The sequence below is a fragment of the Brevibacterium sp. MGP-B1 genome (assembly GCF_057766545.1).
This window is the reverse complement of sequence record NZ_CM173407.1, coordinates 3,617,626-3,643,860: the sequence shown is the minus strand read 5'-3', so window position 1 is coordinate 3,643,860 and position 26,235 is coordinate 3,617,626. Positions and strand designations below refer to the sequence as shown.

The following is a 26,235-nucleotide window of genomic DNA, read 5'->3' as shown; positions in this document are numbered from 1 at the left end:
GATTGAGAGTGCAAGAGCTCAGCGTCGCAGGCCCGAGACCGCTTTTGTCCCAATGTCGAGACGCGGCCAGTCCGCGAGATCCGCCAACATCTGCCGGTCGTGGGTGACGACGATGAGCGCCGCCGAGGCGGTCCCGAAGGACTCCGTGAGTTCGTCGACCAGCGAGGCGGACAGATGATTCGTCGGTTCATCGAGGATGAGCACGTCGGGTTCGACCGCCAGACACATCGCCAGCTGGAGTCTGCGCTGCTGACCCTGCGAAAGTCGGTGAACCGGTGTCGTCGAGTCATCCGCCGAGAGCAGCCCGAGGTTCTGCAGGGTAAGGTCGCCGGACAGCGACGACCGTAGTGCATAGTCCTCGAACACACGGGCGGCGGTGTCGGCGGCGTTCCATTCGGGAACCTCCTGACTGAGCAGCTCCGCCCGTGCCTGCGGATGTTTGCGAACCTCTCCGGAACTCGGATCGAGACGGCCGGTGAGCACGTCGAGAAGCGTCGACTTGCCGGTGCCGTTCGCGCCGGTGATGAGCAGGCGGTCGCCGGGAGCGATGCTCAGAGACACCGTCTGCCTCATCCGCCCTTCAACGGTGACCGATTCCGCTGCCAGCAGTGAGTCGCCTTCCGCTTCCCACCGCTCGTCATCGGATTCCGACACGTCCGGCCACTGCAGACGCAGGGGTGGTTCGGGCACTTCCACGGCGTGCCGTTCGAGGTCTTCGACGCGACGGTTGAAGGCCTGCACGACGCCGGCGGTCCTCGTCGCGCGAGTGTGCTTGCCGGTTCCCTTCGGTGGCCGCCATCCGTTGCCCAGCCGGGACCGGGCATCATCGGCGGCATCGGACAGTCGGGCGTGTTCGGCCACCTCGGCGAGGTAGTCCTGCTCCCACTTCTCACGGTCCCGACGTTTCCCCGCCACCCATCCGCGGTAGCCGCCGGAGTAGTTCCGGGGGCGTCCGTCGCGACTCGGGTCGAGATCGAGGAATTCGTCGGCGACATCGTGAAGCAGCGCCCTGTCGTGGCTGACCAGAGCGAATCCGCCGGGTCTGGTGTGAAGTCGCTCGGTGACGAACGCCAGTGACTGGGCGTCGAGGTGGTTCGTCGGCTCGTCGAGAAGGAGGATGTCCGTGCTCGAGCCGAGGACGACGGCCAAACGCACTCGGTACCGCTGGCCGACCGAGAGGCTCGCGAGGCTCCGCGTCCGGTCCGAGCACGCGGACAGCCCTGCCAGTGCCGTGTCGATGCGACGCTCACCGTCCCATGCGTCGAGGCGGGTCGCCCATTCGAGGGCGTGGGTGAAGGCCTCGTCTGCTCCGGGTTCGTCTCGTGCCATCGCCTCGCCGGCTGCGTCGAGAGCGGCCAATGCGGCCTTCTCCTGGCTCAGGGACTCATTGATGAGGTCGCCGACTGTGCGGTTGTTATCGGCGTCGAGCGCCTGTTCGAGCAGGGTGACGGTACCTGACCGCCTCAGCACTCCCCGGTCGGGAGGAAGCGTACCGGCGAGGACGTGGAGCAAGGTCGTCTTGCCGCTGCCGTTCTCGCCGACGACAGCCAGTCGCGAACCGGCGGAGACCGTCAGGTCGAGACCGGTGAGGATCTCGCGGTCGGCGCGCATGATGTGAATGCCTTCGGCGCGGATGTGTGCGGCAGATCCTGCGGACAGGTCGAGTTCGGGGGATGAAGATGTTGATTTCGGCATCGTGGTCTTTCAGCTCGTCGTGGAGCCGGACAGCATGAAGCCACCGTCCGGCGAGGGCCAGGACGGCGCACGAGAGTGATGTGGAGGTTCCCGCCGCCGTCAGCGGCGGCTGCGGAGCCTTCTGGAGGGCATACCGAAATTCATGGCACCAATTCTATCAATCACCGTCGCGCTGTACGACCGCGTACATCGGACCGTCAGCATGGCCGTCCGATTCCACACTTCGGACGGCCATTTCGTCTGTGACTCACGGCACTAACCTTGCCGAGGCTGCCGACCGGCTGCCGGTGTCGAGTGAAAGAAGGTCGCTCATGTCGCATGCTGACGATTCGGCCCCAACGTCAGGGCCGCCTCGGCGGCGGTATTCGCTGGTCCTCCTCATCGTTCCCGTCATCCTCTACGTCCTCACCCCGGTCGTGGCGAACTCGGTCGAGCCGCGCATCGCCGGTCTGCCGTTCATCCTCGCCTACACGATCGCGGTCACGATCCTCACCTGGTTCTTCGTGTGGATGACCGCCCGAGGCGACCGGTACTACCGGCACGATCTGCCCGAGCACATCCCCTCCGATGTCGCATTCGGTGAGGACCACGAGATCGAGGAGGCCGGGAAATGAGCACCTCCGCGATCATCGCCTGCATCATCTTCGGCCTCGCCATGCTCGCGACCATCGGCATCGGCATCTGGTCCGGCCGCGGCCGGGAGAAGTCGCTGGACGAATGGTCGGTGTCCGGACGCGGGCTGGGCTTCGTCTTCATCCTGCTGCTCATGGCAGGCAAAACATATACGAGCTTTTCGTTCCTCGGCACGGCCGGTTGGTCCTACTCCTACGGGGTGCCGATCCTCTACCTCATCGGCTACCTGAGCATCGGTCTCGTCGTCGCCTACCTCGTCGGCCCACTGTTCTGGACCTATGCCGCCCGGCACAAGCTCGTCAGTCTCTCCGACATCGTCGAACACCGGTTCCGCTCGCGTGGGTTGGCGATCCTCGTGGCCGTCCTCGCGACGATCTTCATCGTCCCCTACATCCAGCTGCAGATTCAGGGCATGGGTGCAGTCGTCAACGCCATGAGCTACGGCGCGATCGACCTCAAGGTCGCCGCCATCGTCTCCTTCATCGTCGCCGAGGCGTTCATCCTCTTCTCCGGACTGCGCGGTTCCGCCTGGGTCAGCGTCCTCAAGGACGGACTGGTCATCCTCGCTGTCGCGTTCCTTGCGATCTACGTACCGCTGCACTATTTCGACGGCCTGGCTCCTCTGCTTGACCGCGTCGTGAGTGAGAAATCTCAGTGGCTGACCTTCCCCGGCGCAGGCGATGGCATCTACGGGGGTGCATGGTTCATCTCGACGATCATCCTCAACGGTATCACGATCACCGTATTCCCCACGTCGATCGCCGGCTACCTGTCGGGCACCTCGGCGAATGCTCTGCGACGCAACTCGATCATCCTGCCGTGGTATCAGCTGCTGCTCCTCGTGCCGATGATGGTCGGTGTGGCTGCACTCTTCGTCGTCCCCGCCCTCAAAGACGCCGACCTGGCCCTGTTCTCCGTGGTCATCGATTCCCTGCCCGCGCCGATCGTCGCGATCATCGGCGTCGCAGGCGCGCTCTCGGCGATCGTGCCGATGAGCGTGTACATGCTCTCGATCGGTTCGATGTGGGGACGGACTGTCTTGGGCGGCGGCTTGGCCGGACCGAAGAACGCCGCCTCGATGACGCCTGAGCAGCTGAACGCACGGGGCCTGCGGCAGAAGACCCTGTCCCAGTGGGTGTGCCTGGCCGTCGGCATCATCGCCCTGATCATGAGCCTGCTCATGCCGGATGCGCTCGTCGAGCTCTCCGTGCTCAGCTACGAGGGCCTGGCACAGGTCGTGCCGGCCGCGCTGCTGTCCCTGTACTGGCCGCGCATGAGCAAGCAGGCGGCTGCGGCGGGCCTCATCGTCGGCTCGATCGTCATGGTTGGCCTCCACTACACCGGCCATGATCCGCTGCTCGGCATCAACGGCGGCCTGTGGGCGGTTGCGGCGAACCTCGTGGTGGTTGTTGCGGTGACGCTGGCAAAGCCGGACCCCCGGTGGGCGCCGACGAGCGAGCGGGAAGCGCAGGCGGTGAGCTGAGGACGATCGCGCTGAGAGCACCGCTCAGGCGGAATACACCTCGTCTCCGCCGACGTAGGTGGCGCGCACGGCGATGTCTGCGATCCCGTGCGGGTCGATGGTCAGCGGATTGTCCCCGAGAACGGTGAAGTCGGCGAGGTACCCGGGCGCTAGACGACCCTTAAACGCTTCCTCGCCAGACGCCTCGGCAGATCCCAGCGTGAAGATCGACAGCGCCTCCGCAGCCGACACTTTCTGGCTCGGCCCGACTTCCACGCCGTCGTCGACTCCGGTGCGGGTGACCAGCGACTGGAGGCCGAACAGCGGCTGGAAGGGGCCGCACGGATAGTCCGAGGATCCGGCCACGGTGACCCCGGAATCGAGGAATGACCGGTGGGCGAACATGCGTCCCATCCGCTCGGCCCCATACCAGGAGTTCAGCGCCCCACCGTGGTAGCCGGCGTATCCGGCGAAGGGAACGGCGATGGCACCAAGACGGCGCATCCGCGCGAGGATGTCATCCTCGATCAGGCTGCAGTGCTCGATCCGGTGGCGCAGACCGGGGCGAGCGGTCCGTGCCGACACGTCCTCGAATGCGTCGAGGACGATGCGGATCGCGGCATCGACGTTGGCGTGGACGCCGACGCGATTGCCGTCGGAATGGACGCGTTCGATGGCTGAGCGCAACTCCTCGGTCGAGGTGGTCTGCACCCCCTGATAGTTCGGGTCGGTGAATGGCTCGGACAGCAGGCAGGTCCGCCCACCGATCGCTCCGTCGAGGAAGGCCTTCACTCCGATCAGTCTGAGTCGGTCGTCGCCGAACCCGCTGCCGATGCCGAGATCAGCGGCCTTGTCGTAGTGGTCGATGGACAGGAGCATGCCGATCCGCAGTCCCAAACCGCCATCTTCACGAACGGCCGAGAGGATCCCGATGTCCTGAGGGCTGATGAGCGCGTCGCAGATCGAGGTCAGCCCGGCGGCGTTCCACTGGGCAATCGTCCTGGCAGCTCCGATCCGCAGATCGTCGACGGTGTCGCCGGAGATGAAGCGGCCACCACGCGCCGTGGCCGGCATCGACACGTTCATCAGCGCCCGTTCGACGAGGCGGCCGTTGAGTCTTCCGTCGGGGTACCGGTCATAACGTCCTCCGTCGGGATCGGTCGATGTCTCTTCGATGCCCAACCATTCGAGGCCGGCCGAGTTGACCACTGCCCAGTGCCCGGCCACGTGGGTGACGATCACCGGCACCTCGGCCGCAATACGGTCGAGGTCATCGCGGAGGACGGTCCCGGTCTTCTCATCGTCGTAGCGGCTGCCCTTGACCCAATCCCTCGCCGAGGCGGCTCCCACCTCGGCGGCGACCGTATCGAGAAGCCCGGTGACCGAACCGACGGCGGCGTGAGACAGGTCGAGATGAAGTGCGTCCCCGGCGGTCAGCGCGAGGTGGGTGTGGGCGTCATTGAGACCGGGGACGATCGTCGCATCACCGAAGTCGAGCACCTCGGCGCCGGGAAAACGATCGCGAAGCTCGCTGAGATCGCCCGTGGCGGTGATGGTCTCCCCGGTCACGGCGAACGCCTCGGGCTCGCGTCCACCCTGTGCATCGGTCCCGAGCCCGGCCTGCGCCACAATCGAATCGGCGCGGACGATCGTCGGTGTCATCTCCTCCATTGGAGCCTCCCCTCATATCTGTGGCGGCAGCTGCCGTCGCCGGAGCCAAACGCTCCGATCCACTCTCATCCTGGCACGCACCGAACCGACCGTCGACAGCGTCAGCGTATTCCTGCGGCGGCATTCTACGCCTGCCGAGGCCACGGCTCGCCAGTCGACAGCGCCCCTACCCGTCGAGCAGTGCAGCCGCGTACATGGGACGTGCCGCGTCGGCGCTCGGCGGGTGGAAGAGACCGGCCGCAGCGTCGCGGAAGAGGCGGGAGAGCTCATGTTTGTTGCCGAATCCGCTGCCGCTCGTGCACATCAGTGCGGTCTCGGCGCTGCGGCGGGCCGCCTCGGCGGACTTGATCCTCGCCCCCACCAGGCGCAGCGGCCACCCGGCGCCGTGGTCGATGACGTCGTCGAAGTCCCGAGCGTAGGCGTCGATCATCGCCGTCACCGGCATGAAGTCGAGGTGGGCATCGGCCAGGCGAGTCCGGGCCTCGGGCACCTCTGCGAAGGTGACGCCGGCCTTCGCGGACTTCCGCTTGTGCAGCCCGGCTGCGCCCAGCTCGAGCGCACGGGCCGCGACTCCGGCATAGACGGCGGCGATGAGCAGCTGGAAGTTGCTCGTGATCGCGAAGGTGAGCAGGTCCGGGTGCTTGCCGGCGGGGATGACGCGTGAGACCCGTTCGGGTTTCATCGGCACGTGGTCGAGGATCGTCGCCCGCGACTGCGAGGCCCGCATTCCCAGCACATCCCATTCGTCGGAAATCGTGATCCTGGGTGCATCGCGTTCGATGAATCCGTAGACGAGCTGACCTTCGGCCGGCTCGTCCGCATCGGGACCGGCGATCCCGTCGTCGTCGGAGGCCACGGCACCGTGGACGATGAGCCTGGTCCACACGGGAGACAGCGAGGTGAAGATCTTCACCCCGGTCAGTTCGTATCCGCCGTCGGCCGTCGGCACCGCCTCGGTGTTCGAGCCCTGCAGGACCCAGTCGTTCGACGGTTCCGAGATGCCGAAGGCGAAGATCTCACCGGCCCTGACCTCGTCGAACACCCAGTTCAAGCTGTCGTCCCCGCGGTCGTTCAATGCCTTGACCACGCCGGTGGTCATGAGGTGCATGTTGATCGCCAGAGCCGTTCCGGGCGCCGCCGCTGCCAGCCTCTGCTGGAGTCGGGAGACCTCGAACAGACTCAGCCCCGGCCCGCCATGCGACTGCGGGACGAACAGCTGAAGATAGCCGAGGTCCTTGAGTTCGGCGAGGTCTTCGTCGAAGAATCGGTTCTCGCGGTCATAGACATCGGCCCGTTCCCGGAATCGTTCGAGCACATCATCAGGTAGGTACCGCGCGGCGAGTTCGCTCACGCGTGTCTCACGGTCGGTCATCGTCTCTCCTTCGTCGAGGGGTCGTCTGCGACTGTCGAGGGGTCGGTCGCGTCTGCTGTGGGTGTCGCGGGCTGCGCGGTCCGGCGCAGAATGATCGCGCCATTGTGCCCGCCGAATCCGAACGACGTGGACAGCACAGTGTCGACGACCGCCTCGGCGAGATTCGATCCACCGCCCATCTCACGAGCCTGACCTGCGACGATATCCCAGTCGGGGAACTCATTGTCGTCGAGGTTGAGTGTCGGCGGCAGCATCTGGTCACGCATCGTCATGGTCGCGATGATCGCCTCGACGACCCCCGATGCGCCGAGGAGGTGCCCCGTCGTCGATTTCGTTGCCGAGATCGGGATCGTCCGTCCGGCCTCCCCCAGGGCCGCATCGAAGGCGGCGAGTTCGGCTCGGTCGCCGGCCGGTGTGCCCGTGGCGTGGGCGTTGATGTGGTCGATATCGCCGGGTTCCAGCCCCGCGTCTCTCACAGCCTGAACCACCGCCGAGGCGGCTCCCCGTCCCTGCGGATGCGGGTTCGTCGGGTGGTGGGCATCGCTGGCGGCGCCGAATCCGGCGAGCTCAGCCAACGGCATCGCCCCACGTGAGGCCGCCGAGTCGGCGGATTCGAGGAGGATCGCGGCCGCACCCTGGCTCATGACGAAGCCGTTGCGGGCCCGGTCGAAGGGGCGGCTGGCAGCGGTCGGATCGTCTTCGTATCCTGCGGCGAGCGCGCGCATGTTCGCGTTCGAGGCGAGATTGACCGGGCCGAGACAGTCCTCCATGCCGACGACGAGCACGGCATCGGCGTAGCCGTGGCGGATGCGGCGCATCGCCTCGCCGAGGCCGATCGCCCCGGAGGCACACGTCGCCGAGACTCCCTGACCGGGACCGCGCAGGTCGAAGCGCTGGCTGATGAGCGCCGCCGCAGAGTCCGGTGCTCCGTGAATGGACAGGGTCAGCGGAACGGACCGGGGGCCGTCCGCGTCGAGGCGGCGCGTGGCCTCCTGCATGGCGTCGACGGGTCCGGAGCCGGTGGCCGCGATGACGGCCGTGCGGTCGCGGTCCCAGGGCAGATCGTCGGCGGCGGTTTCGATTCCACCGGCGCGCAGCGCTTGGTCGGCTGCGGCGATGGCCCAATGTTGGACGGGACTGAGTCGGCGGGCGAGCGCTCGGGGCAGAACTGCCTCGGCGTCGAAGTCCTTGATCTGCCCGCCGATCCGCACGGCAAGGTCATCGAACTGCTCACCTGCGAGAACGTCGATGGCGCTGAGGCCGCCGCGCACAGACTGCCAAAGGGTTTCGGGGTCCTGGCCGCTCGGGGTGATGGCGCCGAGTCCGGTGATGACGACATCGCGCACGCCATCTGTCCGGTGCCGATTGCTCCGGGATGCGTTCACAGCCGCTGTGCCTTTCCGCTCATGACCAGGTCAACGGTTTCGTGGCGTCGAATCTTCCCGCCGACGGTCCGCGGCAGCCGGTCGAGTGAATAGAACCGTCTCGGCACGAACTGCGGGGCCAGTTCCGCCCGTGCGTGAGCGAGCAGTGATGCTTTGCCGGGCAGAGTCGAGTTCAGACCAGGCGTGCCCGAGTCCCTGGGTCCGTCGTCGGAGGCAGGTTCCCCAGGGCCCGGTTCGATGACGAGGGCGACGATGCTGCCGAGACCGTCGTCGGGCAGCGCGATCGCGCAGACCTCGCCGAGGCGGCCCTGCCCCGAGCGCCGATCACCGCGATCGAATCCCTCGAAGGCCCGTTCGACCTCGGGCAAGGACACCTTGTGGCCTCCGGTGATCGCGATGTCACCGGCCCGTCCGGCGAGTTGGAGGAGTCCGTTTTCGATCCGTCCCTGGTCACCGACCGTGGCCCAGCCGTCGGGGCGTCGCAGCTGAGCGTCGGTGGTGCCGGTGACATAGCCGTCGGAGCAGGCGGCGGCCCTGATCCAGACCGTGCCGATCTCTCCGTCCGGCAGGCGGGCACCGGAATCGTCGCGGACCTCGACGCCGATGGTGTCGTAAATCGAGATCCAGGTGCCGTCGCCGTCGCGACTGTCGCCGATGAACCCGATCTCCGCGGCACCGTAGTAGCTGATCAACCGCGTGTCGGGGAGGACGTCGGCGAGTGCCGAGCGGATGGAAGCAGGAAGGTTCGCTCCTCCGGTGACGACGAGGTCGAGACCGTGGAAGTTCTCAGGCTTTCGGCGGGCCGCCTCGGCGATGGCCTTGACTACGGCGGGCACGGCGACGACGCGGGTGATGGATTCGTCGGTGATGCGCGAGCCCATGGTGAACGGGTCGAAGTCGTCGGCGACGTGCACGCTGCCGCCGGTGGCGAGGCTTTCGACGACGGCATAGAGGGTGAGGCTGTAGGACACGGGGCCGGGAGCGAGGGTGGCCACTCCGGCGAAGGGGTCGAGATGGGCCGAGGACACGGCCACGTTGTCGCGGTACTGCTGGCGGGTCTTGATGAAGGCCTTCGGATTGCTCGTCGTGCCGGAGGAGAAGAGCATGAGGAACGGTTCGGACGCCGCGCGGACGGTCGGCGGTGAGGTGTCGGCAGGGTCGATAGCGGTTTCGCGGGCGCGGAAGTCGGTCGCGGTGATGACGGTTCCGGTCCATCCGGCGGCGGCAAGCGCCTCGGCGAGGCGGGTCGAGTCGGAGATGACGAGACCGATTCCGGTGGTCGTGATGACTCCGACCTGGTGGTCGAGCGGCCAGCGGGGGTCTATCGTGGCCGAGACTGCGCGGAAGCCGGCGAGGCCGGCGATGATGCGGGAGGTCTCGAACGCCGAGGTGAGGCTCACTGCCGTGATCGGAATGCCGTGGGTCTCGGGTGCCGGTGTCGGCGGGTCGGGCTGGGCACTGTGGAGGGCGTCGACGGCGGCGAACATCGTGGCCGAATCCCGGACGAGCTGCGCATAGGTGAGGGAACGTGGGGCTCGTACGTCCGCGGCGGGGTCGGTGCTCTCATCGGGGGCAGGGCTGCCAGAGTGGCCGCCGACGATGGCCAACTGGTCCGGATCGGTGGCCGCGACCTCGAGGATCCTCGACGTGATGGGCAATTCCGTCCTCCTCGAATTCGTTCCTCGCTGGCCCGTTCGCGGGCCGTCATGTGCCCGATCCTCGACTGGCATCGGCAGCCCCCGGGCACCGACCCTCAGTATAGGAGCGTCGTAGACGGCTGTGGTCTGCGGAGGGGGTCCGGCCCGTTTCCGCCAGTCCGGCCCGAATACTTTGCAGTATTCAAATACATTGCTGTATCTTGAAGTCATGAGTTCAGCACCGCAGCGCATGACGCGCAGGGAAAGTCAGGAAGCGACTCGCCAACGACTCATCGAATCGGCGATCTCGCTCTTCGCCGACCACGGTGTCGCCGAAACCTCGCTCGTCGCGGTGGCCGAGAACGCCAGCTTCAGCCGAGGCGCCGTCCACGGAAACTTCTCCGACAAGGAGGACCTGGCCGCAGCCGTCGTGCAGTCCATAGTCGGCGAACTCGGCCCCGAGCTCGGCCACGCACTGAATTCGACCAACAGCTCGAACGAACGGCTTGCGGAGTACATCTCGACGCATATCGCCTACTGCCGACGCCATCCCAAGCGGGCTGCGGCCATCATCGCCTCTGTCGGTCACCTTGCCAGGCGCGCACCGGGAGCAACCAGCTATGGCGAGCGCGCGGCCGAATCGGCCGCCGACCTCGTCGCGCTCTTCGAGGACGGACAGCGCCGAGGCGAGATGCGCAGCTTCGATCCCACGACGATGGCCCTGACCCTGCGCTCGGTGCTCGACACCGCGGTGCCCACCTACGGCGACATCGCAGCCGAAGAGATCGTCGCCATCTTCGATCACGCCACCCGTATCCAGGAGACCGCTCCATGACATGGAACTTTCGCATCACCGCCCGCGGCCGCTTTGCCGACCTCAACGACGAGCAGCGCCGCCGCCTCCGTGCGGCCCAGTCCGAGCACGACATGTTCGCCGCCCGCTTCACGCCCGAGGGGACCTTTCTCTACACGCCGGAGCTCGTGTTCTTCCAGCATCGGTTCCTCATCGACGTCGACGAGTCCGATCCCGATGACGCCGAGGTGCTGGCCAAGCTCAGAGGCGAAGAGCTCGCCGCCACCGACCTCGACCGCCGCGGCTTCGCAGGCGCGGTCACCGAGGTCTCGGCAGTGTGCGTCGAGGACATCAAGACACGGTCGGGACGGCGGTCATGAACTCGGCACCCAACCTCGAGGCAGCACTGACCGTCGCCTGGGCGAAGAGTGCGCTCGACACGGCAGTCGGCGCTGCCCTGGCACGCGTCGGCCTGTCGCTCGACGACCTGCGTCGACTGCGCATCATCGGGACACATCCGCAGGGGCTGACCAGGGAGGACCTCGCCGAGGCGATGGGCGAGACCCGATCGCAGACCATCCGCTCCAGCGGCCCACTCGTCAAGCTCGGCTGGCTCTCGCGCGCAGAGTCCGGTGAGTTCTCCCTCACCGACAGCGGACGCCACCTCGTCGATCAAGCCGAAGGCATCGCCGAGAAGGCGGCAGCTCGCTGGTTCACGGCGAATGGCATCGACCCCGCCACCCTCACGAGAATTCGCTGACGTCGTCCTCGCCCCGATCGTTCAGATCCCCACCGCCGAGGAGCGCGCCGCCCTCAAAGCCGCCCACAGCTGATCATCCGCTCCCAGCTCCTGCTCACGGCTCACGCTCACCCCGGTCCGGGACAATGAGAGCATGAGCGGAGCAGGGAGCCGGGACGTAGCAGTACAGAAGCGCTGGCGATACGGCGACCAGATCCTGTGGACCTACACCAACCCGGCACACCCGGGGCTGTACGACCAACGCCCCGTCACGGTCATCGCCGATGACGAGAACCACCTGGCCGTCTGGCTGGAGTCGGGGACGAGGATGCTCCACCATGTGCTCGCCGACGGCTCGGGAATCCGCACCGCTGACGGACCCGGCCGCTTCGGCGCCCCACGGGCACAAGGCCGCAAACGATGGCAGGGACCGGGCATCGTCGCCGTCTTCCAGCCGGGAGCTGACTATTCGGTGTGGTTCTTCGAGAACCGCGAGGGCCGGACCACCGAGGCAGCCCCCTCCGAGGCGGCTGCCGCCCCGGCCCGTCACGATTCCTTCTACGTCAACCTCGAGGAGCCCTTCACCCGCTTCGACCGTGGAATCCTCACCTCCGACCACGTCCTCGACATCGTTGTCGACTCAGATGGCACCTACCGGCTCAAGGACGAGGACGAACTCGAATTCGCGCGCGAAGCCGGAATGTTCTCCGACGAGAAGATCGCACGCATCCGCGCCGCTGCGAACTCAGCCATCGACGACATCCGCGCTTGGGCCTTCCCCTTCGACTCCGACTATCCGGACTTCCAACCGGACCCCGACTGGCCGATGCCGGACCTCCCCACCGAGGCGACCTGGGACTTCGACGCCAGCTGAGCCGCCCGGCGACCGTCACAACCCAGCCAACCGACCAACCTCACATCTCGAACTCGACGGCCTCCCCCGCCTCGGCGATGGCCCGGATCCGCTTCCGGCAGACGAACCAGCCGATGACCATGCACACCGAGGCGATGATCGTCACGACCAGGGTCGGCGGGGAATCGGCGAAGACCATGACGAGGATGACAGCGAGGAAGAGCAGCGTCGCATATCCGGTATAGGGGGCACCGATCATCCGGAAGGAGGGACGCTCAAGCAGTCCGCGGTCGGCCCACCGCTTGAGCCGCATCTGACACAGCACGATCATGCCCCACGTGAGGATGATCCCCACCGAGGAGACACTGAGCACGATCTCGAACGCCTCGCTGGGCAACAGGTAGTTGAGCGGCACGCCGAGGAGGGCGACCACTGCCGTGATGACGATCCCGCCGTAGGGCACGCCGCTGCGGTTCATCCGCTGCGCGAACTGCGGGGCCGACCCGGCCACCGACATCGACCTGAGGATTCGCCCGGTCGTGTAGAGCCCCGCGTTGAGTGAGGACAGGGCTGCCGTGAGCACAACGAGGTTCATCACAGTGTCCGCGCCCTTGACGCCGATGAAGGAGAAGAAGGTGACGAACGGGCTCTCTCCGTCGACGTAGTCGGTGAAGGGCAGGAGGAGGGCAAGCAGGGTGAGCGATCCGACGTAGAAGACCGCGATGCGCAGGATGACGGAGTTGATGGCCTTGGGCATCACCTTCTCCGGGTGCTCCGTCTCGCCGGCGGCCGTGCCCACGAACTCGATGGAGGCATAGGCGAAGACGACGCCCTGCATGAGGATGATCGCCGGCAGCGCACCGTTGGGGAAGAGTCCGCCGTTGTCGAGGATCATCGACAGTCCGGGATCGTGACCGGCCACGGGGGTGCCGAAGATGAGGAAACCGACCCCGACGACGAGGAAGATGATGAGGGCGGCGACCTTGATGAGCGCGAACCAGAACTCGAGCTCTCCGAAGACCTTGACGGAGATGACGTTGAGTCCGAGCACGAGGACGAGCGCGATGAGCGCCCACGCCCATTGCGGCACGGTCGCGATCCAGGCGACGTAGCGGCCGAAGAAGCCCATGTAGAGCGCGGCCGCGGTGATGTCGACGATCGCGGTCGTCGCCCACACCAGCCAATAGAACCACCCGGAGATGAACGCAGCCTTCTCGCCGAAGAACTCACGGGCATAGGAGACGAACGACCCGGTGGTCGGGCGGTGCAGGACGAGTTCGCCGAGCGCGCGGAGGATGAGGAACGCGAAGAACCCGCAGACCGCGTAGGAGAGCACGATGGACGGCCCCGCCTCGTGGAGGCGACCGCCGGCACCGAGGAATAGCCCGGTGCCGATCGCCCCGCCGATGGCGATCATCTGCACTTGGCGCGGGGCCAGGTTCTTCTGATACCCGGAGTCCTCGGCGGTGAGGTTCGGTCGGGTCGGGCCCGAACGCGGTTCTGCGGGTGCGACGGCGGCGCTGCGGTCGGAGCCGAGATTGTCAGTCATGAGTGTCCTCGTTCGTTGAGTACAGATGGTCTTGTCAGAAACAGGCGGTCAGGTGGTCAGGTAGTCGATGGCAGGCGGCCCGGAGCCGGTTCGCTCACACGGCCGTGAGGTTCGCCAGCCGTTCGGGTCGGAGCAGACGTTCGAGTTCGGAGGCGGTCATCAGCCCGTGTTCGAGCACGAGTTCGGCGACGCCGCGGCCGGTCTTCAGCGCCTCCTGGGCGATCATCGTCGCCGCCTGGTAACCGATGGTCGGGTTGAGTGCGGTGACGAGTCCGATGGAGTGTTCGACGGCAGCGCGGGTGAGTTCCGGATTGGCGGTGATGCCTGCGATGCAGCGGGTCGTCAGCGTCCGCGACGCCGATTCGAGGTGGGAGATCGACTTGTGCAGGCTGTGCAGGATGACGGGTTCGAAGGCGTTGAGCTGCAGCTGCCCGGATTCGGCGGCCGCGGTGATCGTGACATCGTTGCCGATGACTTCGAACGCGACCTGGTTGACCACCTCGGGGATGACGGGGTTGATCTTGCCCGGCATGATCGACGATCCCGACTGCACTGCGGGCAGGTTGATCTCGTTGAATCCGGCTCGCGGACCCGAGGACAGCAGCCGCAGATCGTTGCAGATCTTCGAGATCTTCACGGCGATGCGCTTGAGCACCCCGGACAGGTGGACGAAGGATCCGACGTCCTGGGTCGCCTCCACGAGGTCGGGCGCGGTGACCAGGGGCAGCCCGGTCAGCTGCGCGAGATGGTCGCGGACCGCCTCGGCGTATCCGGCGGGTGCATTGAGGCCGGTGCCGATGGCGGTGGCGCCGAGGTTGATCTCGTGCACCAGCGACTCGGCCTCCCCGAGGCGCTCGCGGTCCTCCCCGATCGTCACCGCGTAACTGCCGAAGGCCTGGCCGAGCGTCATCGGCACGGCGTCCTGCAGCTGGGTGCGTCCCATCGTGACGATGTCGTGGAATTCGGACGCCTTCACGGCGAACGCGTCCTGAAGTTCCCCGAGGGCGGTCAGCAGCCGTTTGATCGCGAAGATCGTACCGAGCTTGACGGCCGTCGGGTAGGCGTCGTTCGTCGACTGGCTGAGGTTGACGTGGTCGTTCGGGCTGATCCGCGTGTAGGTTCCGCGCGGCTGCCCGATGATCTCGAGCGCCCGGTTCGCGATCACCTCGTTGGCGTTCATATTCGACGAGGTGCCCGCCCCACCTTGGATGACGTCGATCGGGAACTGGTCGTACAGCTTCCCGTCGATGATCTCCCGGCAGGCTGAGACGATCGCGTCCCGCCGCTGCTCGTCGAGGAGGCCGAGGTCGTGGTTGGCCCTGGCTGCGGCGAGCTTGACCGCGGCGAGACCGCGGATGAGGTCGGGGTTGGACTGCAGGGTCTGCGCGGTGATCGGGAAGTTCTCGACCGCCCGCAGCGTATGGATGCCCCAGTAGGCATCGCCCGGGATCTCCCGGTCGCCGAGGAGGTCGTGCTCGATGCGTGTATCCGTGCTCATGGTTCTCGTGTCGCCTTTGTTCGTCGTTGTTGCTGATGCCTGTCGGTGCTGGTGGGTGGTTCGGCTGCGGAGGCTCAGGAGGCGACCGACCGGGTGCGTTCCCACTCGCCGAGGCGGTCCTCGACCTCGCGGGTCACGCGCAGTCCGCCGACTTCCCGCCCTCCGCCGAGGATGGGCGGACTGACGATGTCGCCAGCATTTTCGGTCGGTGCGGGCAGAGCGGAGAGGATCCGGGTGGCGATCGGCAGCCTGGCCCGATCCGAGCCGTCGGCGATCTTGACGGCGATGCCCATGCCGTCGATCCCGAGCAGCTGAACCGCTTCGGCGCCGTCCTTGGCGATGAGTCCGGGGACGGTGCGCATGAGCGCGGTGACGTCGCGCCCGGCACCGGCGACCATGTCCGGGTGGTCGCGCATGGCGGCGGCGACGAGCGCCGCACTCGTGCCGGTCGGGGCGGTGGACAGGCGGGCGAAAGCGCGGGCCATTCCGGTCAGCGAGATCGCCGGCAGCGGTGTTCCACATCCGTCGGTCGACACGGTCGCCGGCGTCTCGCCGGTGAGTTCGGCGATGGTGGCGCCGATGTGCCGCTGCAGAGGGTGGGTGGGATCGAGGTAGCCCGCGAGGTCCCAGCCGTTGATCCGGCAGGTCGCGACCATGGCCGCGTGTTTGCCCGAGCAGTTCTGGGCCAAGCGGCTGCGCTGCCCACCGGCGGCGAGGTGGGCTTCGCGCTCGGCAGTCCCATAGGGCAGGTCGATGACGTTGCCGAGGGCGGTCTCGTCGAGCTCGTACTGATGAAGGATCCGGCGGGCACCGTCGATGTGTTCGGGGGATCCCGAGTGGCTGGCCGCGGCGAGAGCGAGGAGCTCGGTCGGCAGATCGAGGCCGAGACGCAGCATCGCAAGCAGCTGCAGGGGCTTGAGGGTCGACCGAGGATAGAAGGGCGCATCGATATCACCGGCGGAGGTGAGCGGACGGCCCTCGGAGTCGACGACGGCGAAGGAACCGAAGTGCACGCCTTCGACGAGGTCGCTGCGAGTGACCTCGACGAGCAGGACATGAGCCGGGGCAGAGTTCGGGGCAGAGGCAGTGCGAGTCATGGTCTTCCTGGATTTCGGGCGAGGTCGGTGACGGCGACAGCGACCTGAGCGAGATGCACGGCCATAGCGTCGCGGGCGCGGGCACCGTCGCCGGCTTCGATCGCGCGGACGATCTCCGTATGCTCGACGTCGGAGTCCGGTTGGCGGCTGGCGGCGAGGTTGAGGAGCTCTGACTGGGCGGTCAGGGCACCGCGGAGTTCGGCGATGACGCTTTCGAAGACTCGGTTTCCGCTGGCTCGGGCGATGGCGATGTGCAGCTCTCCGTCGAGCTCGACCCAGCCGCGGGGACTCGGCTCGGCGCTCATCGACTGCAGCAGGGCGTGGAGACGGACGAGGTCGGCCTCGGTGCGCCGAGTGGCCGCGAGTTCGGCAGCGGGGACTTCGATATGCGGTCGGGCCTCGTGGAGATCCCGGGAGGAGTAGTCGCCGAGGTGCAGTCCGGTCTCCGGAGCGGAGGCGATGACGAAGGTTCCGCTGCCGGTCTTCGTCTCGGTCAGCCCGAGGGTCGCCAGCGAGCGCAGGGCTTCGCGGATGACGGGACGGCTGACGGCGTATCGGTCGGCGAGCTTCGCCTCGGAGGGAAGGCGGTTGCCGACGGGAAAGGTCCCGTCGGCGATCTCGGCACGCAGACTGCGCACGACGCCCTCGCCCGCGGACAGTCGTTCGACGGCTGTGCGTCTGGCGGTGGGTTCGGTCGGGCTGTTCGTCCCCATGACCACTCCTCCGATTCGATCCGATCATTGATCCGACACACAGCCCACCAGACAAACCTGTCAAGCTGTATGACAGGTTTGAGTGTAATCCCGCTCACCCAACGCGCGTCAACCCATCAGAGACGCGTTTCAGATTCTGAGATTCACGGTCGCTCGCGTCTCCACCCCGCGGGCCCACATGCAAGACAGTGAAAAACGGGCTGGGTGCCGAGAAACGCATGCGCACACGCGTTTCTCGACGCCCAACCCGTTTCTCGACGAAGGCTGAGGCCAAGCCCCGGTCAGTCAGCCACGTAGTACATGCGCTTGTTGACGAACTCGTCCATGCCGTAGGGGCCGAGCTCGCGGCCGAAGCCCGAGCGCTTCGTGCCGCCGAACGGGATCTCCGCACCCTCTCCGGCAGGGGTGTTGACGTTCGACATGCCGACATCGAGGCGCTGAGCGAGCTTCGCGGCACGCTCCTCGTCCTTGGCGAACACCGCGCCGCCGAGGCCGAAGCGCGAGTCATTGGCCAGGGCCAGTGCTTCGTCATCGCTGCTGACCTTGTACACGGTGGCCACGGGACCGAAGAGCTCCTCGCGGTAGGCGTCCATCTCCGAGGTGACTCCGGTGAGCACGGCCGGGGTGACATAGGCCGAGCCGTCGGTGGCGAGCTCGCCGCCGACGAGGGTCGCGCCCTGCTCGACGGCGCGGTCGAGCTGCTTGCGCAGGTTCTCGGCGGCTGACCGCGAGGACAGGGGCGAGTACTTGCCGTCGCCCGCCTCGGCGGGGGTGCCCTTCTCCCAGGACTGGGCACGCTCGGTCAGTCCGGACACGAAGTCGTCGTAGATGTCGTCCATGACGATCATCCGCTTGTTCGCGTTGCAGACCTGGCCGGTGTTGTACAGGCGGGTGCCCCAGGCGGTGTCGACGGCCTCGTTCATGTCATCGGTGTCGAGGATGATGTACGGGTCGGAGCCGCCGAGTTCGAGCACGGCCTTCTTCAGATGCTTGCCGGCGGTGGCGGCCACGGCCGATCCGGCGCGCTCGGAACCGGTCAGGGACACGCCTTCGACGCGGTCGTCGGCGATGATCGTCTCGATCTGCTCATGCGTGGCGTAGATGTTGGAGTACACGCCTTCGGGGATGCCGGCTTCCTTCATGATCTCGGCGATCTTCGCCGAGGAGCGGGGGCAGATCTCGGCATGCTTGAGGATGATCGTGTTGCCGAGCACGAGGTTCGGTGCGGCGAAGCGGGCGACCTGGTAGTAGGGGAAGTTCCAGGGCATGATGCCCAGCAGCGTGCCGACGGGGCGGCGCTGGATGAAGGCCTTGCCGCCGGACATCGATTCGATCGGCTCGTCGGCGGCGAACTTCGGGCCGTTGTCGGCGTAGTAGTTGAAGATCGCCTCGCAGAACTCGGCCTCTTCCTCGCCTTCGGCGGTGGGCTTGCCCATCTCCTCGGCGATGATCTTCGCGAGCTCTTCCTTGCGCTCGCCGAAGAGAGCGGCGACCTTGTTGACGATGGCGGCGCGTTCCTCGATCGTCTTCTCGCGCCAGCTCAGGTAGCCCTTGTGTGCGGATTCGAGGACCTGCTGGACCTCTTCGTCGGTGGCATTGTCGAACTTCTCGACGACCTCGCCCGTGGCCGGGTTCTCGACACGGTAGCCGCCTGCAGCACTGCCTACGTTGCTCATTCCAGACTCCTTTGACTTGTGCGCGCCTGTTGGCGCCGCTGAAGCAATTGCATACCTGTTTGCCGCCCGAATCGACGGAATGCGTATGCCTGCCACCCACGCTATCAATACGTGACCCGCGCAACAAGTGCCGAAACCTGGGGGAATCCTCAGTCCCCGATCGTCCGTGGTCCCCTCGCCGAGGTGGTGCGGATTCCGAATCGATCACGACGAAATCCGAACCGCGCTCGCGACGTGGGAACGCCGGCCTCGATCGGGGGCCTCCCGCCTCGGCGAGGGGGTCCGCTCCGGCCCCTGTTCATCGAACCAGAGGACCGAAACGATTCGCCTCCCGCCGAGAGCTCACCGCCCCACGAGGTCGAGTCCGGCGCGCACGATGGAGTCCGTATCGATCTCATGGATCGCATAGGCCTCCCCCACCGAGGATGCCTGACCGAATTCGGTGACCCCGAGGTTCCGTGTGCGGTCCCCGCGCACTCCGGAGAGGAACGCGAGAGTGTGCGGGTGCCCGTCGAGGACGGTGACCAGCGGTGCCGGATGCTCTGCAGGGAAGAGTTCGTCGGCGATGGCCGAGCGGACACTCGAGCGGACCCGAGACCGCGCCTGCACCGACCGGAACACCTTCGACGGCGAGCTCAGGCAGACGATTCCGGCCCGCACACCCAGGGATTCCAGTCGGGCCGCCGCCGCGATCACCTCGGTCATGATGGCCCCGGCACCGACGAGGGTGACTTCGTCCTCGGCGGCCGGTCTGGCCGAGAGCCGGTAGCCGCCGGCGATGACCTGGTCACGGCGGCGCTCCCGCAGCAACGGATCCTCGGGCACACTTGCGAGTTCCTGGGCCACGGGCCTCGTCGTCAGCCGAAAGTAGGCGGAGTCGCCATCCGGGTCGGTGAGTTCGCGCAGCGCTTCGAGCAGGGTCCATTCGAGGTCCTGGGCGAAGGCCGGCTCCCAGCTCGTCAGGCCCGGGATCTCCAGAGTCACCGAGGGTGTGTTGAACGACTGGTGGGCCCCGCCTTCGGGCGCAAGCGATACCCCCGAGGGCGTGCCGACCATGATCGAACGCCCACCCGCGTAGAGGCTGAAGGTCCAGGGTTCCAGGGCCCGGTTGATGAAGGGATCGTAGATCGTGGCGATCGGCAGCAGCGGCTGTCCCCAGCGCTGCCCGGTCGATCCGAGCTCTCCGGCCAGGGAGACTAGATTGACCTCGGCGATGCCGAGTTCGATGTGCTGTCCGCTCGTGCCCTCCTGCCACCGCAGCACCCGTTCCCGATCGTCGGAGAACCAGTCATGCCGGCCCGCCGGTGACCAGATTCCGGTCTTGTTGATCCATCCGCCGAGGTTCGTCGACGTCGCGACGTCCGGTGACAGGGTCACAACCCGCTGGGCCACCTCGGGGGCGACGTGCTTGAGGTCGGAGAGGAACCGGCCCAGCGCCGCCTGCGTGGAGATCTGCGGTCGCGGAGTGAATCCCAGTTCGGCAGGCACTGCGGCCACGGCATGGCCGGTCACCGGCTCCCGTCGCAGCCGCTGCGCGGTTTCGGCACAGAACCGGCCGGCCGGGGTGTCCGGAGCGAAGGCGACCCACGGATCGTCCAAGTCCATCCCCGAGGCGGCCGCGAGCTCGCGCATCTGCGCTTCGGTCAGCTGCGCGGCATGGTTGCCGGGATGGCCCTCCGTGGCCAGCCCTTTGCCTTTGATCGTGTAGGCGAAGACCACCGTCGGCCGGTCGTCGTCGATCGCGTCGAACGTCGACACGAGCTGGCCGAGGTCATGTCCACCCAGGTCACGGATGAGGGAGGCGAGACCGTCCGCGTCGAAGCCGTCGATGACCGCGGACAGGGCGGTCGCCTCGGTGTCGGTGAGACCCGAGAGCAGCCGGTCGTGGATCTCGGACGGATGGGCGCGCAGCAGCCGCTGGTATTCGGGATTGGGCATCTGCACGAGCCGCTTCTTGAGCGCCTCACCGCCGGGGGCCGCGAACACGGCTTCGAGTCGGCGCCCCCACGGGCAGGTGAGCACCTGCCACCCGGCGGCATCGAACATGCCCTGCAAACGGCGGATCTGGACATCGGGAATGACCCGGTCGAGCGACTGCCGGTTGAGGTCGACGATCCACACGATCTCGCCGAGGCTGCGCACCTCCGGATCGATGATCGCCTCCCACACCGCCCCTTCGTCCATCTCCGCGTCGCCGAGCAGGGAGTAGAACCGGCCGGCTTCCGGGGTCTCGGGGAACCGGTCGGAGACGTAGCGGTGGGACAGGGCTGCCCAGATGGGAGCGGTCGCGCCGATGCCCACGGATCCGGTGGAGAAGTCCACCGTGTCCGGGTCCTTCGTCCGCGACGGGTAGGGCTGGAGTCCCCCGCGGCTGCGCAGGGTGTCGAGGAATTCCTCGCCGAGGTCGCCGAGCAGATAGTTGATCGCGTGGAGGACGGGAGAGGCATGCGGTTTGACCGAGACGCGGTCGATGGCGCGCAGTCGGGTGAACCACAGCGCCGTCATGATCCCGGTCATCGAGGCCGACGAGGACTGATGGCCGCCGACCTTGACCCCGTCCGGGTTGACCCGGCCGCGGTTGGCACGGTCGATGATCGAGGTCGCCAGCCACAGCACGCGCTGGGCGATCTCGTCAAGGATCTCATCATCTCCCGAGGTCGAGGCGCGCAGCGGACGGTCATTCGTCCCGGGCGGGCTGACCTGCAGGGAGGTCTCGAATTGGTGGCGGTCCGTGTCCTGTGGTGTTGGCGCCTGAGCCGCCGATTCTTGTGCTGTCGACTCCTGTGCGGTGCTCATCGTCAGAAGATCGAGGAGTAGGCGTTGAGTGCGAGCTGTCCGCCGAGGTGGGCGTAGAGGACGGTGGAATCCCTGCCGATCGTGCCGTCTCCGACGAGGTCGAGGAGTCCGGCCATCGACTTGCCCTCGTAGACGGGGTCGAGGATGACGCCTTCGAGCTGGGCGGTGGTGCGGATCGCGTTCACGGTCGTCTCGTCGGGGATGCCGTAGGCCGGGCCTTCCCAACCAGTGCGGATATCGACGTCGTCGGCGGTGATCTCACGCCCGAGGCCGATGAGTTCGGCAGTGGTGTTCGCGATCCTCTTCACCTGGTCGCGGGTCTTCTCGATCGTGGCCGATGCATCGATGCCGATGACCTTGCGCTTCGGTCCGCCGGCGGCCTCGAGAGCTGCGAATCCAGCGATCATTCCGGCATGCGTCGAGCCGGTCACGGTGCACACGACGATGGTGTCGAAGAAGACGCCGAGCTCCTTCTCCTGGTCAGCGACCTCATACGCCCAATTCACAAATCCGAGTCCGCCGAACTTGTGCTCGGAGGCGCCAGCCGGGATCGGGTAGGGCTTGCCGCCTGATTCTTCGACCTCGGCCAGGGCGTTCTCCCAGCTCGAGCGGATGCCGATGTCGAATCCGGCCGAGTCGAGGCGGACGTCGGCTCCCATGATGCGCGACAGTTCGATATTGCCGACCTTGTCGTTGACCGGGTCCTCCCAGTCGACCCAGCGTTCCTGCACCAGGCGCGCCTTCAGTCCAAGGTGAGCGGCAACGGCGGCGACCTGGCGGGTGTGGTTGGACTGGTAGCCGCCGATGGACACGAGAGTGTCCGCACCCGAGGCGAGAACGTCGGGAACGATGTACTCGAGCTTGCGGGTCTTGTTGCCGCCGAAAGCGAGTCCTGAGTTGACGTCTTCCCGTTTGGCCCAGACACGGGCCCCGCCGAGGTGGTCGCTCAGTCGCGGGAGCTCGTGCACTGGGCTCGGCCCGAAGGTGAGTGGGTAGCGTTCGAAGTCGGTGATGGCCATGATGTCCTCTGTTCTCTGGGGCAGGTCTCTGGGCGTTCGTTCGCCATGCGTTGTGTCCTGGATCGCATCCAGTGATATGCAATATATTGCATTCTGCTGATGGTTACAATGGGTCAGAGTTCGAGTCCCATCCCGCGGGACGAGACCTACCCACTCAGAGACAAGGTGACCGAGCGTGCCGATCCCCACGGATTCCCCCGCCCCGCAGCGCAGCCTGCTGCGCGATGACGTCTATCGGTCGATCCGCGATGCCATCGTCCGCGGCCAGCTCGCCCCCGGGGAACAGCTGCGTGATCAGGAGCTCGGTGCCTGGCTCCAGGTGTCCAGAACGCCCGTGCGCGAGGCGCTTCAACGTTTGGCGCAGGCCGGACTCGTCGTGGCGGAGCCGGGTCGGATGACGCGCGTGGCACCGGAGGATCCGGAACTCATCCTCGCGGCCCGGCAGATCGCCGCCGAACTCCACGGCCTGGCGATCGACCTCGCCTTCCCCGCCCTCGATGAGGCGGCCCTGAATGAGATGGGGCAGGCGAACGACCGTTTGAGTGCGGCCCTCGCGGCCGGCGACGCCGAGGCGGCGATCGCTGCCGATGACGACTTCCACGAGGTAGCCCTCACCCGATCCGCCAATCCCCTCATTCCCGATCACCTCGAGGTCGTCACCGCCACTCTGCGCCGCGCGGAGTTCCTGCACTTCGAATCGGTGAAGGGGTCAGCCTCACCGGAGCAGCACACCGAGATCATCGCCGCCATCCGCGCCGGTGAGCATGCGCATGCCGTCGCACTGACGAAGGCGAACTGGTCGACCATCGAAGGGGATGCGCCCCAGATGGCCTGAGTCGAACACCTTCCAGCTGCGGGTTCCGGATCGGCAACACCGCTGCCACCTCGACGACGCCACCGTCATCGCCAACTCATTTAGTCATCTGATGACCTGTGCTAGAGTCCTCACCACGATCACCGACGATCAAAGGACTGACGATGTCATCAATGACGAAACGCATCTCGACCGCTCTGCTCGCGGCCGCCACGAGCGCCGCCCTGCTGACGGGCACCGCTGCGGCCTCAGGAATGGCCGCCACCGCACAGACCGCACCCGCGCATTCTGCCGCCGCTCACACCACCGGCGCGAAGGCATCGACGATACCGGCCGCCCCGTCGGCCGGCTGCGGCATCGAGCAGAAGCCCGGAAACGACGAGAAGACCATCGCCACGGCAGACGGCGAGCGCAGCTACCGGATCAACATCCCGCGCGACTACGAGATCGCGACTCCCCTGCCGCTCGTCCTCGGGTTCCACGGCAACGGGTCCGACGGCGCCGAATTCCAGAACTACACGGGGCTGCCGACACTGCCCGCGATCACCGTCTTCCCCGACGGTGACTTCAATGACGGCAAACGTTCCTGGCAGGGTGCTCCTTACGCCAGCGGTGCCGATGACGTCGCGTTCGTCGCCGAGCTGCTCGATTCGATCGAATCCGAGCACTGCATCGACCTCAATCGGGTCTATGCCACCGGCAAGTCGAACGGCGGCGGCATGGTCTCCGTCCTCGCTTGTCACCTGCGCGATCGCTTCTCCGCGTTCGCCCCCGTCGCCGGCGCCTACTATCCGCAGTCGACGGAGGGCTGTGATTACTCGACGCCCACACCGATGCTCGCGATCCACGGCACCGGGGACGCGACGATGCACTACGAGGGCGGCCACCGCCAGGGCGAGGACTACCCGGGAGTCCGCGAGTGGATCCAGCCGTGGGCGGAGGCCTCCGGCTGCGCGAGAACGAAGGAACGCCAGGTCGGGCGCAAGGGCGAAGACGTTGTGCGCACCCAGTGGACGCGGTGCGACGCCTCCGTCGAACTCTATTCCATCACCGACGGCGGCCACGTCTGGCCGGGTGAGGTCGTCTACAGCGGGGGCGGATACGTCACGAAGGACTTCTCGGCCACGGACACGGTCTGGGACTTCTTCCGCAGCCACCCGGGAGCAACGCAGGGGCCCACCCAGAAGTGACCGTTGACACACACCACTCAAAGTGATTAGATGACTTAAACACTTGAAGGAGAGCACCATGACGTCCACCGTCGGACTCGTCGAACGCCTCACTCGCGAAATCGTCGACACCATCCGCACCGAGAACCTCCAGCCCGGGCAGACCCTGCCCTCGGCGAAGGTCCTCGCCGCACGCTTCGAGGTCACCGTGCCCACCGTCCGGGAGGCCCTGCGCCGGCTCGAGGCCACGGGGTCGGTCGAGCTCAAGCACGGTTCGGGCACCTACGTCCGCGAAGCGATCAACCGTCGCATCCTCGACAACCCGCACTATGTGCCCGTCGATCTCGCAGCGGCCATCGAACTCCTCGACGCCCGCATCGCCATCGAGCCCGGAATCGCCGAGCTCGCCGCGGCCGTTCAGGCACCTGACGCCGTGTCCTCCATGGAATCCGCACTCGACAATGCCCTCCAGGTCGAGACCGCGGTCCCGGCCGGTCACTTCCACGTCGAACTCGCTCGCGCTTCGGGCAACCGCGCTCTGCACGAGATGCTCGTGTCCCTGCTGGCCATCCATTCGCGGACCCAGCAGGCGGCGCGCACGAGCTATGACCGCCTGCGCGACCACGACGAGCACGCGGACATCCTCGATGCGATCCGTCGCGGCGACGGCTTCGAAGCCTCCCACCGCACCCGCAAGCACCTCGAGGCGATCAAGGCCGCCGTCCTCGCCGACTGGGCTGACGATACAGACCAGACCGGTGACGCCGACACCGTCGAAGGACTCCAGCCGTGAGCCGCCCGACGATCTCCGAGATCCGCCCGCATATCCGCGACTACGCCGAACTCACCTCTTTGGAGGTCGAGCTCGCGAAGGATCGAAGCAGCCTGCTCGTCCTGCCCGTCGGCGCCTGCGAACAACATGGTGACGGACTGCCCCTGGGCACCGACAACATCCGTGCCGCTCACGTCGCACGCGCCGTCGTCGACCGGCTCCGCGACAGCGCCGACGGGAATCAGGTTCGGGCGGGCAGCGCCTTCGTCCTGCCGAGCATCGACTATGGGGTCTCCCCACACCACCGTTTCCTGCCCGGCACGATCAATATCGGTCCGCAGCTGTTCATCGACCTCGTCTCCTCGATCGTGCGTCAGCTCGCCGATGCCGGCTTCGACAGACTCCTCGTCATCACCGGTCACGGCGGCAACCTCGCCGCGCTCGGCGTGGTCCAGCAGTCCCTGCTCGCCACCCATCCGGACTTCGTCTTCGCCTATGCTCCGGTCTCCGCCTTGGCCACCGAGGCGACCGCCCAGCTGTCGCGTACCGAGGTCAGCGGCCACTGCGGAGAGTCCGAGACCTCGCAGATGCTTGCCATCGACGAATCCCTGGTCGACTCGGGCCACCTCAACCCCGGCGCCACCCGGCTCGACGATCTCGACCCGCGCGCCCGGCTATCACGAACGAAAACACCGTCAACAGCGGTGACATTCGACCGCTACGCCGACAACGGCGTCCTCGGCGATCCACGGACCGCCACGGCCGCGGCCGGGGAGGACATCCTCGGCGAGGTCGTCGACCGACTCGTCGCCTACTGTCAGGAGCTGCAGAGACTGTGACACCCGCTTCTCACTGACCGGCCGCCCGGCCCGCACCCCACCACAGATCACCC

22 protein-coding genes are annotated in these 26,235 nt (G+C 66.8%); 10 read left to right on the top strand and 12 right to left on the bottom strand.

Going from position 1 to position 26,235, the window contains the following annotated elements:
* Positions 1-18: 18 nt before the first annotated feature.
* Entirely contained in the window at positions 19-1,695 is a 1,677-nt protein-coding gene (locus AC3CD9_RS16585; protein ID WP_488365075.1) for an ATP-binding cassette domain-containing protein, read from the bottom strand.
* A 311-nt stretch (positions 1,696-2,006) separates the two neighbouring features.
* On the opposite strand from AC3CD9_RS16585, the gene AC3CD9_RS16580 reads away from it, so the two are divergent.
* Together AC3CD9_RS16580 and AC3CD9_RS16575 are read left to right on the top strand one after the other, a co-directional pair.
* Positions 2,007-2,309 carry a DUF3311 domain-containing protein gene (locus AC3CD9_RS16580; RefSeq protein ID WP_488365074.1) on the top strand — a complete coding sequence of 101 codons (303 nt, stop codon included), beginning with the start codon at positions 2,007-2,009 and terminating at the stop codon, positions 2,307-2,309.
* Positions 2,306-3,811 carry a sodium:solute symporter family protein gene (locus tag AC3CD9_RS16575; RefSeq protein WP_488365072.1) on the top strand — a complete coding sequence of 502 codons (1,506 nt, stop codon included), beginning with the start codon at positions 2,306-2,308 and terminating at the stop codon, positions 3,809-3,811. Before AC3CD9_RS16580 ends, AC3CD9_RS16575 begins: the two co-directional genes overlap by 4 nt.
* 24 nt (positions 3,812-3,835) lie before the next feature.
* On the opposite strand, the gene AC3CD9_RS16570 is transcribed toward AC3CD9_RS16575, so the two are convergent.
* From AC3CD9_RS16570 to AC3CD9_RS16555, 4 genes are all read right to left on the bottom strand, one after another.
* Positions 3,836-5,461 (bottom strand): amidohydrolase, encoded by a 1,626-nt coding sequence (locus AC3CD9_RS16570; protein ID WP_488365070.1) that lies wholly within the window; start codon positions 5,459-5,461, stop codon positions 3,836-3,838.
* A gap of 166 nt (positions 5,462-5,627) precedes the next feature.
* Positions 5,628-6,833, bottom strand: coding sequence for an acyl-CoA dehydrogenase family protein (locus tag AC3CD9_RS16565; protein WP_488365068.1), 1,206 nt, complete (start codon positions 6,831-6,833; stop codon positions 5,628-5,630).
* Positions 6,830-8,179 carry a beta-ketoacyl-[acyl-carrier-protein] synthase family protein gene (locus AC3CD9_RS16560; protein WP_488365067.1) on the bottom strand — a complete coding sequence of 450 codons (1,350 nt, stop codon included), beginning with the start codon at positions 8,177-8,179 and terminating at the stop codon, positions 6,830-6,832. The genes AC3CD9_RS16565 and AC3CD9_RS16560 overlap by 4 nt, the downstream gene beginning before the upstream one ends.
* A 35-nt stretch (positions 8,180-8,214) precedes the next feature.
* A complete protein-coding gene (locus AC3CD9_RS16555; protein WP_488365066.1) occupies positions 8,215-9,876 on the bottom strand; it encodes a class I adenylate-forming enzyme family protein in 1,662 nt (553 codons plus the stop codon).
* Positions 9,877-10,084: 208 nt separating this feature from the next.
* On the opposite strand from AC3CD9_RS16555, the gene AC3CD9_RS16550 reads away from it, so the two are divergent.
* From AC3CD9_RS16550 to AC3CD9_RS16535, 4 genes are all read left to right on the top strand, one after another.
* On the top strand, positions 10,085-10,690 hold the full coding sequence (locus tag AC3CD9_RS16550; protein ID WP_488365064.1) for a TetR/AcrR family transcriptional regulator: 606 nt from the start codon (positions 10,085-10,087) through the stop codon (positions 10,688-10,690).
* Positions 10,687-11,028: a DUF6204 family protein gene (locus tag AC3CD9_RS16545; RefSeq protein WP_139467703.1), complete on the top strand. Its 342-nt coding sequence runs from the start codon at positions 10,687-10,689 to the stop codon at positions 11,026-11,028. The genes AC3CD9_RS16550 and AC3CD9_RS16545 overlap by 4 nt, the downstream gene beginning before the upstream one ends.
* Entirely contained in the window at positions 11,025-11,408 is a 384-nt protein-coding gene (locus AC3CD9_RS16540) for a hypothetical protein (RefSeq protein ID WP_488365063.1), read from the top strand. Before AC3CD9_RS16545 ends, AC3CD9_RS16540 begins: the two co-directional genes overlap by 4 nt.
* A 133-nt stretch (positions 11,409-11,541) precedes the next feature.
* Positions 11,542-12,261 carry a DUF402 domain-containing protein gene (locus AC3CD9_RS16535; RefSeq protein ID WP_488365062.1) on the top strand — a complete coding sequence of 240 codons (720 nt, stop codon included), beginning with the start codon at positions 11,542-11,544 and terminating at the stop codon, positions 12,259-12,261.
* 40 nt (positions 12,262-12,301) lie between these two features.
* Here the strand turns inward: AC3CD9_RS16535 and AC3CD9_RS16530 are convergent, their stop codons facing one another.
* From AC3CD9_RS16530 to AC3CD9_RS16500, 7 genes are all read right to left on the bottom strand, one after another.
* Complete coding sequence (locus tag AC3CD9_RS16530) at positions 12,302-13,789, bottom strand: amino acid permease (protein WP_488365061.1); 1,488 nt, start codon at positions 13,787-13,789, stop codon at positions 12,302-12,304.
* Positions 13,790-13,883: 94 nt separating this feature from the next.
* On the bottom strand, positions 13,884-15,287 hold the full coding sequence (locus tag AC3CD9_RS16525) for an aspartate ammonia-lyase (RefSeq protein ID WP_488365060.1): 1,404 nt from the start codon (positions 15,285-15,287) through the stop codon (positions 13,884-13,886).
* A 74-nt stretch (positions 15,288-15,361) separates the two neighbouring features.
* Positions 15,362-16,384 (bottom strand): asparaginase, encoded by a 1,023-nt coding sequence (locus tag AC3CD9_RS16520; RefSeq protein ID WP_488365059.1) that lies wholly within the window; start codon positions 16,382-16,384, stop codon positions 15,362-15,364.
* Positions 16,381-17,097 carry a FadR/GntR family transcriptional regulator gene (locus AC3CD9_RS16515; RefSeq protein ID WP_488365058.1) on the bottom strand — a complete coding sequence of 239 codons (717 nt, stop codon included), beginning with the start codon at positions 17,095-17,097 and terminating at the stop codon, positions 16,381-16,383. The genes AC3CD9_RS16520 and AC3CD9_RS16515 overlap by 4 nt, the downstream gene beginning before the upstream one ends.
* 281 nt (positions 17,098-17,378) lie before the next feature.
* Positions 17,379-18,773: an NAD-dependent succinate-semialdehyde dehydrogenase gene (locus AC3CD9_RS16510; protein WP_488365057.1), complete on the bottom strand. Its 1,395-nt coding sequence runs from the start codon at positions 18,771-18,773 to the stop codon at positions 17,379-17,381.
* Positions 18,774-19,115: 342 nt separating this feature from the next.
* On the bottom strand, positions 19,116-21,569 hold the full coding sequence (locus tag AC3CD9_RS16505) for a transketolase-like TK C-terminal-containing protein (protein ID WP_488365056.1): 2,454 nt from the start codon (positions 21,567-21,569) through the stop codon (positions 19,116-19,118).
* A 2-nt stretch (positions 21,570-21,571) separates the two neighbouring features.
* The gene (locus AC3CD9_RS16500) at positions 21,572-22,588 is read right to left on the bottom strand and encodes a 1-aminocyclopropane-1-carboxylate deaminase (protein WP_488365055.1); all 1,017 of its coding nucleotides are present in this window, start codon (positions 22,586-22,588) and stop codon (positions 21,572-21,574) included.
* Between the two features lie 175 nt (positions 22,589-22,763).
* On the opposite strand from AC3CD9_RS16500, the gene AC3CD9_RS16495 reads away from it, so the two are divergent.
* From AC3CD9_RS16495 to AC3CD9_RS16480, 4 genes are all read left to right on the top strand, one after another.
* Complete coding sequence (locus tag AC3CD9_RS16495) at positions 22,764-23,423, top strand: GntR family transcriptional regulator (RefSeq protein ID WP_488365053.1); 660 nt, start codon at positions 22,764-22,766, stop codon at positions 23,421-23,423.
* 143 nt (positions 23,424-23,566) lie between these two features.
* Entirely contained in the window at positions 23,567-24,592 is a 1,026-nt protein-coding gene (locus tag AC3CD9_RS16490; RefSeq protein ID WP_488365051.1) for a CE1 family esterase, read from the top strand.
* 58 nt (positions 24,593-24,650) lie between these two features.
* On the top strand, positions 24,651-25,364 hold the full coding sequence (locus AC3CD9_RS16485) for a FadR/GntR family transcriptional regulator (protein WP_488365050.1): 714 nt from the start codon (positions 24,651-24,653) through the stop codon (positions 25,362-25,364).
* Positions 25,361-26,182, top strand: a complete 822-nt coding sequence (locus tag AC3CD9_RS16480; protein ID WP_488365049.1) for a creatininase family protein — start codon at positions 25,361-25,363, stop codon at positions 26,180-26,182. Before AC3CD9_RS16485 ends, AC3CD9_RS16480 begins: the two co-directional genes overlap by 4 nt.
* Positions 26,183-26,235 lie beyond the last annotated feature (53 nt).